Origin of the sequence: Citrobacter sp. Cpo126, assembly GCF_030332445.1 — a bacterium.
GTDB lineage: Bacteria > Pseudomonadota > Gammaproteobacteria > Enterobacterales > Enterobacteriaceae > Citrobacter > Citrobacter portucalensis.
Window position 1 is genome coordinate 247,331 of sequence record NZ_JAOWHT010000036.1, and the last position, 12,529, is coordinate 259,859.

Sequence of the window (12,529 nt, forward strand, 5' to 3'; positions counted from 1 at the left end):
TCACCGCACCGATCACACAGCACGCAGCATCATCTCTGTACCCAACCCGACCAGACAAAACAGAAAACAGCGTTTAAACACGAGCGGAGAAATAACCCTTCGCACACGGGTACCTATCCATTGGCCAATCAGCGCAGGAACAATGGCCAAAGCCGACAAACTTAGCGATTGTATGGGCAGCGCGTTGTGCCACCACAGACCCAGCGCCAATGCCAGGGTCGAAAAGGTAAAAGAGATCCCGAGCGCCTGCACCAGTTCATCTTTCTCAAAGCCGAGGGACTGGATCCAGGGCACGGCGGGCATCACAAACACCCCGGTTCCGCCGGTCAATAAGCCGGTCACAAATCCAATAACGAGGGAGTACGGTTTTTCACGCTGCGGGGCCACCACGATTTTCTTTCCCGCCAGCGTCCAGATAGCGTAGGCCACCAGCGCTACGCCGAGTGCAAACTGAGTTCGGGTGGTGTCACCACCGGTAATCCAGGCGCTGGCAAGCAGTGTCGCCACCACTACTGTCAGCAGCATTGGCCACAGTCGTTTGAGTAATTGCCGTGTATTTCCACCACCGCCAAACTGGAACAAATTGCTTATCAGCGAAGGCAATAACAGCATGGCCGCCGCGGCAACTGGCGAAATAAGCGATCCGAGGATCCCCATAGCCACGGTGGGTAACCCCATACCCGTAACGCCTTTCACCATCCCGGCGAGGACAAATGTGGCGGCAATCATCACCACCAGGGCGGGTCCAAACGCTAAAGAACTCGTCATGTTGCACTTTCCTGGAAAAGAGAAGATGACTGATTCTGGACGTTAATCACCGTGTTTGCTTCGTCAGGCAACGAAATATGCCTTCCTGGGGAGGGCGACGCCATAAAAAATGCCGGGTTTCCCCGGCACATTTATCAGAACGTTTTCGCCCACCACAACCGAAGTTTCATGCCCCAGTAGCTGGTCCAGCCGCTGGTGGTTGATACTACCCGACCTTGTGACATCACCACCAGCGTTGGCGTGACGCTGATTGCCCAACTGCGGGAAATGGCCCCGTTCGCATCATTGATGACCGGAAAGTCCACGCCTTTACGCGACAGCCAGCGAGATACCTCAGCTTCATTTCCGGAACGTAACGCAATGGTCATCACATTTTCCCCTTCCGAACGCAGCCTGGCGACTTCCGGCGTCGTGAAGCGGCATACGCCGCACCAGCTCGCCCAGAAATAAAGCAACACCGGCTCGTCTTTGCTGAGCGCCGCCAGCGTGACGGTTTCACCATCCAGTGTTTGTAAAGGCGTGCTGTCAAAGGAGGCAGGGAGCTGCGGCGCGCGCCAGACATCCATCAGCAGCATTGCCCCCGCCAACAGTGCCAGTAAGATCAGCCCTTCGCGCAACCAGCGGCGCAGTTTACTGAGCATTGGCCGCCGCCAGTTTTTCTTTTACCACTTCCTCAAGGGTTTCCCACGGCACCGCGCCGGGAATAAGTTCATCACCAATAATCGTTGCCGGGGTTCCCTGCACCCCCACCAGTCGCGCCAGTTGCAGGTTAGTGCTCAGCGTTTCAGCACTTTGGGCGTCCAGCGTCACCGGACTGGCCCCCGCTTTTTCCTGCGCCTGTTTGATACTGACGTCGGTATGGTAGCCCTTCTTCTGCATCAATTTTTCATGTAATGCCAGGGACTGTTGCGGATGCTCATGCCATGTCGTCAGCACGGTCCGCGCCGCCAGTTCCGAACTTTCACCTTTAAACGGCAACGGTTTAATCACTACCGCCACGTCAGGGTATTTCTGCACAATTTTTTCCAGCATTGGATCCAACTGCTTGCAGTATGGGCAGTTGTAATCGGTGAAGTTTATCAGGGTCAGTTTCGCCTGCTTCGCGCCAATCCGCGGGCTGTTGGGATCGTTAAACAAGGCTTCCTGAATTAATGCTTCAATTTGCTTTTCCTGTTCCGGGGTAAACGGCGCAGGCTCTTTCGCGATACTGATGGCAGAAAACAGGGTTAACAACAGAACAATCATCATTTTCATGGGGTTACTCCTTTGGCATCATTCAACGTTTGCAGTACCGCATCGCGGGTTAACAACGTGGGTAACGCCTGGCCATCCGGCAGACCGGGGCCATAAATTTGGTTATACGGCACAGCAACCTGGCCGCGTTTTTTTAGAAATTCGGTAATAGCTTCAGAAGGGAGTGTCCAGTCGCCGCGCAGCGCCACCACATCCGGCTGTTGCAATGCGGCCTGTACGTCTTCTTTATGCAACACGTTGTATTTGTTTACCTTACAGGTGATGCACCAGTCGGCTGTGACGTCAATGAACACGCGCTTATGTTGCGCCAGCGCATCCTCAATCGCCTGCTCGCTTAGCGGTTGCCAGTTCACGCTTTCTTTAGCGCTACTTTGTCCGCTAACCCCTAAGTGTGGGAGCAACAACGTCGCAAGCCAGATAGCCGAACCCAGCATCATCACGCCAAGCAGACGCCGCAAAATATTCATCCACCGCCCTGGCCGCGGCAAACGCAGCGCCAGACCGGGACGCAGGGCCACCAGCAGCCACGGTAAGCTCATCCCTAGCCCAAGTGCGATAAACAATCCCCACAACGTCGGCAGCGAAGCAGTCAATGCTACCGCCACCGCCGTTCCCAGAAACGGGGCACTGCACGGCGTGGCAAGCAGTGTCGCAAATGCACCTTGCCAGAAATGTCCCGACAGTCCGTTGCCGCCGTGAGTCGCCAGCGTGGTGGTCATCGCAGAAGGGAGTCGGAATTCAAACCACCCGAACAGGCTGGCGCTAAATGTCAGCATCACCAATACCATGACGCCAATGAACCACGGATTCTGAAACTGGATCCCCCAGCCAAGGGCTTGATTGGTTAAACGCAGCACCGTCATCAATAGCGCCAGAGCCATAAACGAGACCAGTATTCCGGCTACCGATGCGAGGAACTGACGACGGATCTGGCGACGACTTTTTTCCTCGACCAGCAAAATAGAGCCCAGCTTCATGCCCAGAACCGGTAACACACAAGGCATCAGATTGAGGATAAAACCACCCAGCAGTGCCATGAGCACCACTTGCCACAGTGGGAGTGAGGCGTTCTCAACAACCGGGGCTTCGCCAATCGCAAGACGACTCTCCTGGGCAACACCGTTATCTGCCAGCACCAGCGTGACTGACTTACCACGCAGATCCGGCGCGCCTTCTCCCCAACCGTCATGTACAGGTACCGTAGCGCGTAACGTATCCCCCTCAACATGAATTTGCGGCATGCCAAAATCCGCATCATCAACAGCATCCAGATATAGCCCTGGTTCAGTCCAGCCTCCCGCACGGCGAGCCTCGACGACTAACTCTCCCGCCCGTGCGCCAGCGCTCAGAACATCGGTCAGGCCGCTGGCAAGTGGGATCTGTCCCATCGCCTGAGCATAGTCATGTGCAAAAGTCGGGTCCTGGGCTGTGGGCTTCACGGAAAAAGGAAAATCCGTCAACAGGCAAACGTTGCTACAGGTGGATAGCGTCAAAACGCCGCTAAGCATGGCGGGCGCTCTACCGCGCACCACCATCGGGAACGTCACCTTATCGTGATACCCCTGAGTAGTGATATTGGCGACCTCAAAACGAGCAGGGGTTGGCCAGAACCAGTCGACCGCGGGCATTTCCCCTTTCCAGGCGATAGCAGGCGCAACGCCCCCCTCGCCTGGAGAACGCCAGTAGGTTTTCCAGCCGTCCTCCAGTTTGACATCCAGCAACAGACGGGTTTCTCCGCCTGCGGACGTATCAGCGCGTAACCGCACGCTGGCGTGATCGTTATCGGGTGAACGCAGCCAGCCGGGTTCAGCCGCCCAGGATACGGGCAGCCATAGCAATAACAGACAGAGCAGCGCCTGTCTGAAAACAGTCATCATAGTTTTTCTCCGTGAATAATTATCTAACAGTCAGCAACTGCTGTTCTGTCATTCACGGAAGACGCAAAATCGGAGATGCACCCGGAGAGTGGGCGGCGAGATGGCTCGCGGTGGGAAAAAAGGTAGACGAAACGCCCGCACTGGCGCCAGCAACGACAGCAGCAGGCACAGCACCAGAATAGCACCTTCAAACAGTACTGGTGGCGCAGCCAGTAATGATTTCGCACTCAGTTCACAAGGGGTAACGGGTGAGGCCTCAGCGGTCTGCACTTGTGCGCTGGCGACAACGCTTGTAACGGCGGTGTCCATCTGCAACGCGTGCAGGCCCGCCATGCGTTGTGCGGTGCAAACCATCACCACAACACATGCCAGACAGAGGAACCACCATCCCATCCGTTGACGTTTCGCCATTATACCCTCACTCATTGATGCGAGTTATCTTAACCACTCGCCAGGTTTTGGCAACCTTTACGCTGTAAAGTTATGTCCTGCCATCTGCTGGATATACCGCGATTTCAATCAGATTGAGATCGGGATCCCTGACATACACCGAGCGAATAGGTCCTGTCGCACCGGTACGTGCAACGGGCCCTTCAATAATCTCGACCCCGTGGGTTTGAAACGTCCCCATCACCTCTTCCAGCGTACGCGTGGTGATTAAACATAAATCCAGCGCCCCCGGCGTTGGCGCGTAGGCTTTGGGTTCAAACTCTTTTCCCCGAATGTGGAGATTGATTTTCTGATTGCCAAAGACGAAGGCTTTCCGACCTTGCGCGAAGGTTTCCAGCCTCATGCCTAAAAGCTCGACATAGAAACGTACGCAAGCCTCTTCATGATTGGTGGTTAGTACCAGGTGATCCAGGTGGTCGATCATAGCGATATCCATTTGGGTTGCTCATCTCTGACACTTACCCTATTCATTCACGCGCGACAAGAAAAAGAAAATCTACGGAGTTATTTGCAGAACTTAACGCAACAACCTGCAATTCACGCTTTAAAAACGAAATGATAATTAATCATATTCCCGCCTTTATTTATTACACTATAACATTGCTAAAAACACCCCTGAAAATATCACGCAAGTTATCATTCACTATTTACGAAGAATGCCGAAAGATATTTCCATGACAGCACACGGATAATGCCCACCACGTACTGATGCGTAAATGAAAGTAAGGGTCAGCGCATTTCCAGAGAATTTCCTTATTATATTCAGATGCAATGAATAACGTATTCATTAGCAGATAATTTGTTTATTAAATGTTATTTAGAGTATATGGAAATGAAAAAATATTTATTACCCCTGATTGGGTTACTTTTTACAGTTAGCGCTCAGGCAGCATCATTTACCGACGGCAAAGAGTATATCTCACTGGAAAAACCTGTCGCTTCCGCTCCAGCCGCACTGAAGTTTTTCTCATTCTATTGCCCTTCCTGTTATCAGTACGATGAAGTTTTTGAAATCACTGATAACGTGAAAAAAGTATTGCCTGCAGATGTCAAACTCACCGAATACCACGTCGACTTTTTAGGTCCGCTGGGGCAAGACATGACCCACGCCTGGTCCGTCGCCATGCTGTTGAACGTACAAGATAAAGTTAAGCCGTTGCTTTTTGATGCCGTTCAGAAAAAACAAACCGTTAAAACAGCGGACGATATTCGTAACGTATTTATCAGCGCGGGCGTCAGCGCCAGTGATTATGATGCGGCATGGAATAGCTTTGCCGTGAAATCACTGACCGCTAAGCAGCAAGAAATGGCGAAGGCAGTTGATTTAACCGGTGTGCCCGCCATTTTTATCAACGGAAAATATATGATCAATCCAAAAGGACTGAAGTCAGATGATCTTAATGCATTCGTGCAAAACTATGCTGATACGGTCCGCTTCCTGATAAGCAAATCCTGATGTTTAGCTAATCTCATTTTTCGCACCACACAACAGATGCCATAACCTCAACTGCGCTGTTGGTGGTGCAATGCCTGCATCGTTTATCGCAATATCCTCCCTTCCCGGTTGGCATTCGCCGTTATCAGGATTACCCTAAACTTAGCGGTGATACCTGTTGTCAGGGTTCACCTTCTGCAAGTGTTGATTTACACGAGAGAACGCTATGGAATTAAAGGATTATTACGCCATTATGGGCGTGAAACCGACAGACGATCTCAAGACAATCAAGACCGCCTATCGTCGACTCGCCCGTAAATATCATCCTGATGTCAGCAAAGAGACTGACGCAGAGGCCCGGTTTAAAGAGGTTGCAGAAGCCTGGGAAGTTTTGAGTGATGAGCAGCGACGCGCCGAGTACGACCAGCTGTGGCAGCACCGCAACGACCCACAGTTCAGCCGTCAATTCCAGCAAGGAGAGAATCAAAGCTACAGCGCCGAAGATTTCGACGATATCTTCTCCTCCATTTTTGGCCAGCGTGCGCACCAGTCGCGCCAGCGCCCTGCCAGCCGCGGGCACGACATTGAAATTGAAGTTGCCGTATTCCTCGAAGAAACGCTTACTGAGCATAGCCGCACTATCAGTTACAACCTGCCAGTCTATAATGCGTTTGGCATGGTAGAACGAGAAATTCCTAAAACGCTGAATGTGAAAATTCCGGCTGGCGTCGGTAACGGTCAGCGTATCCGTCTGAAAGGCCAGGGTACCCCCGGCGAAAACGGTGGGCCGAACGGTGATTTGTGGCTGGTGATTCATATTGCGCCGCATCCGCTGTTCGATATTGTTAATCAGGATCTGGAAGTTGTCGTTCCCCTCGCGCCGTGGGAAGCTGCGCTGGGTGCGAAAGTAACCGTTCCGACGTTGAAAGAGAGCATCCTGCTGACCATTCCTGCAGGCAGTCAGGCCGGCCAGCGACTCCGCATTAAGGGCAAGGGTCTGGTAAGTAAAAAACATACCGGCGATTTGTATGCGGTGATCAAGATCGTCATGCCACCGAAACCTGACGACGCCAGTGCCGCCCTGTGGCAACAACTGGCGGATGCACAAAAGACCTTTGATCCGCGCAAAGAGTGGGGGAAAGCATAATGGCTAACGTTACCGTCACTTTTACCATTACAGAATTTTGTCTGTACACCGGTGTGTCAGAAGAAGAACTGCATGAGATTGTCGGCTTAGGGGTGATAGAACCTCATGAAGACGAGACGTTTGACGATCATGCGCTGACAGTAATGCGTCGCGCGGTGCGCCTGCGTCAGGAGCTGGAACTTGACTGGCCAGGGATTGCCGTTGCGCTGACGTTGCTGGAGGAGAACGCTCAGTTACGCCAGGAAAACCGCCTGCTGCGCCAGCGCCTGTCTCGCTTTATCAGCCATCCTTAGTGTGTCAGGACCAGCATGGTGCTGGTCCTTTTATTATCCGCCCCGCGCTCTTAATGACATTGCCCAGCAGATGGCATACAGTCTGAGATAAGAATTATCTTAAACAATAAGACGTTGAGTCATGCAGCTTAAACCCCTCACGAAAGGTCGTTTTCACAACATCTGGCAGCAGGATGATGCCTTGATTGAGAAGATATTTCAGGAACTGCTCTCTGAAACGCAGATTATCCAGGAAGATGAGTATCTATACCGCCAGGGACAAGTTGTCGATCGACTGATCATGGTGCAATCCGGAAGAATTTCGCTGCGTTACAGCGCGGAGAATGGTCGCCGATTCCAGTTGGGCGCCATGGAATGCGACGAGCAGCTGTTTGGTGAAATGGAGTTTTTTACCGGGTATCTCTGCCAGCTTGATATCGTCGCGGAAGAACCACTGACCGTAGCGGTGTGCAGCTGTGACCGTCTGGAAGAAGCGCTGAATCAGCACCCCAGACTGGCGATATTTTTTGCCAGTGCAATGGCGATTGATTATCAGGATATGCTGGAAATCTTCCTGCACCGGATGCTCTACCCTATCGTACATAACGTGGCGTATGACCTGTATCGCCAGCATCAGAACAAGCAGCCGATGGATGGTTTCCATAAAAAATACCAGGAAGCTGAGCGATTCGGTACTACCGACCGGGTCTATCGGCGGGCGGTTAAAGCGCTGACGGATGCCGGGCTGGTAACGCGAACGAAGCAAGGACTGGAAATTAAGGATCTGGATGGGCTGCGTAAATTTCTCGGCAATGACATCATTGACTGACACACCAACGCTCGTTAACAGAACATTGGTGTGTCATTTCGGCGCAATCAGAACTTATAGGTGAGGCTGAAATAGTGACCGAGCCCGGTGGTACGCCCTGCTCCGCCGTGGTTTTCCATCAATGCCATGTTACGGAAATACTTCAAGCCATAACCGACTGCATAATGCTCTGAATGCCAGTAGATACCGTTATACCATTCAATCGCGTTATTACTGTATAACGGTTGATTAGCAATCTTATTCGCGGCGAACTGGTAGTCAAAGTACCCCTGATAGTTCAGATAACTGCCGTTGGCAAAGGTATAGAATGGCGTCGACCAGTTAGTCGAGAACATATAGCCATCCCACTTTCCTTCGTTATCCGCACCGTAGTTTTCACGAACATAATGCGCATAGATGTTCATTCCCACCAGACCAAACCACGGGATCTTCACATCTGTACCCAGGCCAACGTAATGTTCAAATAATTCCCGGTCGCCAATGTTATTTACCGTTGCAATATAGAATTCGTTAAACGGCCCAACGGATAAATCTTTATTAAAAATGGCGTCCAGGGAAAAACGCGGAGATATCTTGGCAAAGAAGTTATCACCGCCGTGACGATCGTCCTGCTCGCGATCCAAAATATCAAAAAAATCCACATAACCGTACAGATCGATAATGCCAGAGCGTGCACCAAACTCCAGTTCCAGATAGGTGTCATTGCGAATACCATATGGCACTTTCGCGTCCACACTTTGCATTAAGTTCATCTGCATCCAGTTAAAATCATTTTTACGGATGTTGCCATCAGTATAGTCAGCCGCGAATGCTTGCATACAGCTCATTGCCACTACTGCACCCAGGATTGTTTTTTTAATCATTAACTTATTGTTCTTCAGCATTTTTCAATTCCTTTGAGTAAGGTTGAGTATCGCCCCACCATATAAATGGTGTGGCGACTGGCTATTTAATTAAAGAGGTAAGTGTTATCAGTGCTTTTAATTACGTTTGAGTTTTAATGTCACCATCAACATGACAAAGATAATTAAATACAACACCGGTATCGCGTACATAATTTTCTGCAATCCCATTGTTTTTTCCATGAGCGCGCTGATCGCCGGACTAAACATGGCCCCGGCACTGCCGCTAATTAAAATATAAGAAACGTTCTGACTGCTCGCACGCTTCACGAAAGAAACACCATAGGCAATAAATGAGTTATACAGCGCAGCACAGACAAACCCGTAACTGTATGCCAGATAATCAAGCCCAGAGATATTATCCTTCGTGACGATAATTGTGGTAATAATGCTAGCCAGCAGAATAATACTTAGCAGGAAATAATGTATCTTCACCCGAGAAACAATGACGGTTGATACTAATGCCCCGATCAGCGCAGCGCCCCAGTATTGCGTAATAATATTTCCTGCTTCTTCAAAGGGAATGCCAAATTTGTTCTTCACAAATAATGGTGCCCAGGTCAGGAAGGTGTACAGCGCCAGCATACCTAAGAACAGGCCAATGCCTCCGCTGATGATCCCTGGATTCCACTCCGATTTTACCTTGTCTGTCCGATCTGCCGTGGACGCCGTCTCGCAGGCAGTAAAGCGGGTGAGCGCCACAACGCCCAGCGTGAGTAAGGCCACCATACCTACGCTCAGATAGCTGTAACTCCACGACATATTGTGCGTCAGGGCGAAGGTCGTGATCAGCGGAAAAACCACGCCCGCAACGTTGAAAGTGGCGTCCTGCACCACCAGCATCGTACTTTGAATACGATCCTGCCAGACCGATACCACAATCGTTCCCGCCACGCACAGACCGATCCCACCGCAAAAACCCACCAGGGTCATGGCGACCATCACTGGCCATAAGCCAGGGCTTAAATGCATTACCAGAGCGCAAAGGAACACTATCGAATAGATAATGAGCGTCATACGCTTCACACCGATTTTCTCAATCAGGAAAAAGGCGGCGATGGTGCCGGCTAATGCTCCACCATTGAGCAACGAAAATATCGAAGCAACGGTATTCACATCGGCACCGTAGCGTACTGCAATCGGTTCGATTAGCATACCGAACTGACTGGCAAACCCTGCCATAATAAAATTTGCCAGAAAACTAATCAGCGTAAGTGCTATTTTATTCTTCATATAATGCCATCTCTGATTGGTTCAATTAAAAGCCGGAACTAAGCGGTAACAGCAGTATTTAGCGCCAGCTCAATCATGTTGTTAAAGGTCAATTGTCGTTCTTCTGCGGTTGTTTCTTCTCCGGTCAGGCAATGATCGGAGACAGTTAAAATAGCCAGCGCTTCAATATTAAACTGATGCGCTAAAGCGTATAAGCCTGCTACTTCCATATCCACACCGAGCACACCGAATTTTTCCAGTGCCGGTATTAAATTTTCGTCAGGATCGTAATAAAGATCGCCGCTAAAAACATTGCCGACTTTAATATCGATACCGGCCTTCTGTGCCAGCGTCCACGCCTGCTGCAATAATGGAAAATAGGCGGATGTTGCCATCGCATAGCCTGCGCTACGTTTTAAATTTGTGACTGAATCCGTTCCGGCTGCGACGGCCAGGATAATATCGCGCATTTTGACATGATGTTGTGTTGCCCCTAAACTGCCGACGCGAATAATTCTTTGCACACCAAAATCATGTACCAGTTCATGGGCATAAAGCGTCATTGAAGGAATGCCCATTCCATGTCCCATCACCGAAACAGGTTGCCCAAAATATAAACCGGTATAACCCAGCATATTACGTACATTGGTGACTTCGCGGTAATCCATTAGATAATTTTCGGCAATAAATTTAGCGCGGAGCGGATCGCCCGGCATAATAACGGTTGGAGCGAAATCACCTGGCTTGGCATTAATATGTGCAGTCATAACAATTCCTGAATTATGGGTATTGAAGATATGCAGGGATTGTAACCAGACGTTTGTGAGGTGATTGAGGACAAAAGTCCTGCTCAGAGGATCGGCCTCTCATTTTTGAGAGTTAGTGGTGCAGGTAAGTGGTAAAACGGAACACAGCGTGTTGGTCTTCTGGCGTGCGGTGAGTAACGTCAGCATCCCGACGCAAAGAAGCAGTACGTTGTTCATGGCAAATTCGCACTGCCAGATGAAGGCGACGGCTGCGACGGGAACCAGTCACAAGCAAGCGCCTCACCATCCGATTGTGGCCCCCCAAATCCCTTCAGCGGCGTGGTCACTACCGTCGCCAGCAGCAGGGACTTACGATTCCCATTTATAATCCGTATGCAGAATAGCGCCAAAGATAATTGCATTTCTGACTCTTGCCGCTCAATATTGTTTTTAAAGGAGGCTTATTGTTATTATCGTTTTCCATTCTAAGATTGAGTTATGCATGCCATGATCCCATTTAGATTTAGTGAGATGACTCACGCCGATATTCCTGCTGTTCAGTCGTTCCTTATTGAGCATCTTAATTTATTCTTCAATGCCGGCAGATCCATGCCTTCTGCCGAAGAAGATCTCTTTGATCTCGAACAACAGTATCTGTTACAGGAAAGAAATTTATTGCTTTGCGCATGGAGTGAAAACCAAGAATTAATCGCCACACTGGCGGTATGTCAATATAATGATCGTATTACTGAACTGCGTGGGCGTTACAACTTGCGTGAAACGGCAGAAATTTGTCGTTGCTACGTGGATGAACGCTATCGTAGACAGGGAATTGGTAGCCAATTGTTTGCTTTAGCAGATGTATTCTGCCAGCAACATCAATATAAAACGTTGTATCTTCACACCCATCATTTTTTACCCGGAGGATATCACTTCTGGTTGCGTAATAATTTTAAGGTGATTATGGATATGCAGGATGAATGGCAATTGGTACATATGGAGAGTTCATAAAAAAATGATTCAAACACCAATCCGCAGCATTTTTGATGGTGATCAATATGTTTCATACGCAGAGATTGAATCATGCTCGTAGTTTGATCAACATCAATCAATTCTCATTTAGCTTTCTGTTGTTATTTTCATTTATAGCAACACACAGAGGAATGCATCTACATCCTATTGTTTTTACTGATCATTTTCAGAACGGCATTATCTCTTTACCTCTTACATTCCGTGGTTGACCTTGTTAACAATTGCCGTTAGAGTCACTTTCGACAGCATTTCATTACATTTTGTGTATGAATAGGAATATGGTGAGAATTATTTAATTCAATTCCATAACTGCCCCCGCAACTGTAGGCGGATGCAGAATATCCTTGTGTGGCTAATAAGCCACTGGTCACTGTAAAGTTTATCTTTATGGGAAGGCTGATATTCTGATTACCGTGAGTCAGGAGACCTGCTGTCAATGATGTATACCATTGAGTGGACGGGATGGTCCATGGGATGAATTATTTGACACAAGCAGTAGTGTATTTATGAATAAGATTTTGGCTAAGTCAGGATTATTTGCATTTTTCGCATATCTTTATTCTTAAATTTCACGATTCAATGTCATCTATCTTCATGTCTCCTCC

General features: G+C 49.5%; 15 protein-coding genes and 1 riboswitch. Of the genes, 5 read left to right on the forward strand and 10 right to left on the reverse strand.

Features of this window, described 5'->3' with window-relative positions; translation table 11 throughout:
• Window positions 1-12: 12 nt before the first annotated feature.
• The 6 genes from OGY17_RS15625 to OGY17_RS15650 all read right to left on the reverse strand — a co-directional run bounded on the left by OGY17_RS15625 (window position 13) and on the right by OGY17_RS15650 (window position 4,785).
• The gene (locus OGY17_RS15625) at window positions 13-768 is read right to left on the reverse strand and encodes a sulfite exporter TauE/SafE family protein (protein ID WP_286607751.1); all 756 of its coding nucleotides are present in this window, start codon (window positions 766-768) and stop codon (window positions 13-15) included.
• Between the two features lie 134 nt (window positions 769-902).
• Complete coding sequence (locus tag OGY17_RS15630) at window positions 903-1,409, reverse strand: protein disulfide oxidoreductase (RefSeq protein WP_048235675.1); 507 nt, start codon at window positions 1,407-1,409, stop codon at window positions 903-905.
• A complete protein-coding gene (locus OGY17_RS15635; RefSeq protein ID WP_048235676.1) occupies window positions 1,399-2,022 on the reverse strand; it encodes a DsbA family protein in 624 nt (207 codons plus the stop codon). Before OGY17_RS15635 ends, OGY17_RS15630 begins: the two co-directional genes overlap by 11 nt.
• Window positions 2,019-3,899, reverse strand: a complete 1,881-nt coding sequence (locus OGY17_RS15640) for a cytochrome c biogenesis protein CcdA (RefSeq protein ID WP_286607754.1) — start codon at window positions 3,897-3,899, stop codon at window positions 2,019-2,021. Before OGY17_RS15640 ends, OGY17_RS15635 begins: the two co-directional genes overlap by 4 nt.
• Before the next feature lie 48 nt (window positions 3,900-3,947).
• The gene (locus tag OGY17_RS15645; protein ID WP_048235678.1) at window positions 3,948-4,310 is read right to left on the reverse strand and encodes a hypothetical protein; all 363 of its coding nucleotides are present in this window, start codon (window positions 4,308-4,310) and stop codon (window positions 3,948-3,950) included.
• 70 nt (window positions 4,311-4,380) lie between these two features.
• Window positions 4,381-4,785 (reverse strand): VOC family protein, encoded by a 405-nt coding sequence (locus OGY17_RS15650; RefSeq protein ID WP_286607756.1) that lies wholly within the window; start codon window positions 4,783-4,785, stop codon window positions 4,381-4,383.
• A 396-nt stretch (window positions 4,786-5,181) separates the two neighbouring features.
• On the opposite strand from OGY17_RS15650, the gene dsbA reads away from it, so the two are divergent.
• The 4 genes from dsbA to OGY17_RS15670 all read left to right on the forward strand — a co-directional run bounded on the left by dsbA (window position 5,182) and on the right by OGY17_RS15670 (window position 8,032).
• Window positions 5,182-5,805: a thiol:disulfide interchange protein DsbA gene (gene dsbA, locus OGY17_RS15655; protein WP_008784313.1), complete on the forward strand. Its 624-nt coding sequence runs from the start codon at window positions 5,182-5,184 to the stop codon at window positions 5,803-5,805.
• A gap of 205 nt (window positions 5,806-6,010) precedes the next feature.
• Window positions 6,011-6,931, forward strand: coding sequence for a curved DNA-binding protein (cbpA, locus tag OGY17_RS15660; protein WP_003832035.1), 921 nt, complete (start codon window positions 6,011-6,013; stop codon window positions 6,929-6,931).
• On the forward strand, window positions 6,931-7,224 hold the full coding sequence (gene cbpM / locus OGY17_RS15665; protein WP_003832033.1) for a chaperone modulator CbpM: 294 nt from the start codon (window positions 6,931-6,933) through the stop codon (window positions 7,222-7,224). The genes cbpA and cbpM overlap by 1 nt, the downstream gene beginning before the upstream one ends.
• 121 nt (window positions 7,225-7,345) lie before the next feature.
• Entirely contained in the window at window positions 7,346-8,032 is a 687-nt protein-coding gene (locus OGY17_RS15670) for a Crp/Fnr family transcriptional regulator (protein WP_048235680.1), read from the forward strand.
• A gap of 47 nt (window positions 8,033-8,079) precedes the next feature.
• Here the strand turns inward: OGY17_RS15670 and OGY17_RS15675 are convergent, their stop codons facing one another.
• From OGY17_RS15675 to OGY17_RS15690, 4 genes are all read right to left on the reverse strand, one after another.
• A complete protein-coding gene (locus tag OGY17_RS15675) occupies window positions 8,080-8,916 on the reverse strand; it encodes a nucleoside-specific channel-forming Tsx family protein (RefSeq protein WP_048235681.1) in 837 nt (278 codons plus the stop codon).
• 96 nt (window positions 8,917-9,012) lie between these two features.
• Window positions 9,013-10,167 carry an MFS transporter TsgA gene (tsgA, locus tag OGY17_RS15680; RefSeq protein WP_286607761.1) on the reverse strand — a complete coding sequence of 385 codons (1,155 nt, stop codon included), beginning with the start codon at window positions 10,165-10,167 and terminating at the stop codon, window positions 9,013-9,015.
• 38 nt (window positions 10,168-10,205) lie between these two features.
• Window positions 10,206-10,913 (reverse strand): purine-nucleoside phosphorylase, encoded by a 708-nt coding sequence (deoD, locus tag OGY17_RS15685; protein ID WP_032942921.1) that lies wholly within the window; start codon window positions 10,911-10,913, stop codon window positions 10,206-10,208.
• A 112-nt stretch (window positions 10,914-11,025) separates the two neighbouring features.
• Entirely contained in the window at window positions 11,026-11,181 is a 156-nt protein-coding gene (locus OGY17_RS15690; RefSeq protein ID WP_156183252.1) for a hypothetical protein, read from the reverse strand.
• A 218-nt stretch (window positions 11,182-11,399) separates the two neighbouring features.
• Between OGY17_RS15690 and OGY17_RS15695 the strand changes: the two genes are divergently transcribed.
• Window positions 11,400-11,903: a GNAT family N-acetyltransferase gene (locus OGY17_RS15695; RefSeq protein ID WP_020996504.1), complete on the forward strand. Its 504-nt coding sequence runs from the start codon at window positions 11,400-11,402 to the stop codon at window positions 11,901-11,903.
• A gap of 247 nt (window positions 11,904-12,150) precedes the next feature.
• A riboswitch (cobalamin riboswitch) is annotated at window positions 12,151-12,373 on the forward strand.
• The last annotated feature ends 156 nt before the right edge of the window (window positions 12,374-12,529 follow it).

Excerpts from the sequence above, each read along its gene's own strand:
- OGY17_RS15640 (WP_286607754.1), bottom strand. The coding sequence starts at position 3,899 with ATGATGACTGTTTTCAGACAGGCGCTGCTCTGTCTGTTATTGCTATGG.
- tsgA (WP_286607761.1), bottom strand. The coding sequence starts at position 10,167 with ATGAAGAATAAAATAGCACTTACGCTGATTAGTTTTCTGGCAAATTTT.
- cbpM (WP_003832033.1), top strand. The coding sequence starts at position 6,931 with ATGGCTAACGTTACCGTCACTTTTACCATTACAGAATTTTGTCTGTAC.
- cbpA (WP_003832035.1), top strand. The coding sequence starts at position 6,011 with ATGGAATTAAAGGATTATTACGCCATTATGGGCGTGAAACCGACAGAC.
- dsbA (WP_008784313.1), top strand. The coding sequence starts at position 5,182 with ATGAAAAAATATTTATTACCCCTGATTGGGTTACTTTTTACAGTTAGC.
- OGY17_RS15675 (WP_048235681.1), bottom strand. The coding sequence starts at position 8,916 with ATGCTGAAGAACAATAAGTTAATGATTAAAAAAACAATCCTGGGTGCA.
- OGY17_RS15625 (WP_286607751.1), bottom strand. The coding sequence starts at position 768 with ATGACGAGTTCTTTAGCGTTTGGACCCGCCCTGGTGGTGATGATTGCC.
- deoD (WP_032942921.1), bottom strand. The coding sequence starts at position 10,913 with ATGACTGCACATATTAATGCCAAGCCAGGTGATTTCGCTCCAACCGTT.
- OGY17_RS15630 (WP_048235675.1), bottom strand. The coding sequence starts at position 1,409 with ATGCTCAGTAAACTGCGCCGCTGGTTGCGCGAAGGGCTGATCTTACTG.
- OGY17_RS15670 (WP_048235680.1), top strand. The coding sequence starts at position 7,346 with ATGCAGCTTAAACCCCTCACGAAAGGTCGTTTTCACAACATCTGGCAG.
- OGY17_RS15695 (WP_020996504.1), top strand. The coding sequence starts at position 11,400 with ATGATCCCATTTAGATTTAGTGAGATGACTCACGCCGATATTCCTGCT.
- OGY17_RS15645 (WP_048235678.1), bottom strand. The coding sequence starts at position 4,310 with ATGGCGAAACGTCAACGGATGGGATGGTGGTTCCTCTGTCTGGCATGT.
- OGY17_RS15650 (WP_286607756.1), bottom strand. The coding sequence starts at position 4,785 with ATGGATATCGCTATGATCGACCACCTGGATCACCTGGTACTAACCACC.
- OGY17_RS15635 (WP_048235676.1), bottom strand. The coding sequence starts at position 2,022 with ATGAAAATGATGATTGTTCTGTTGTTAACCCTGTTTTCTGCCATCAGT.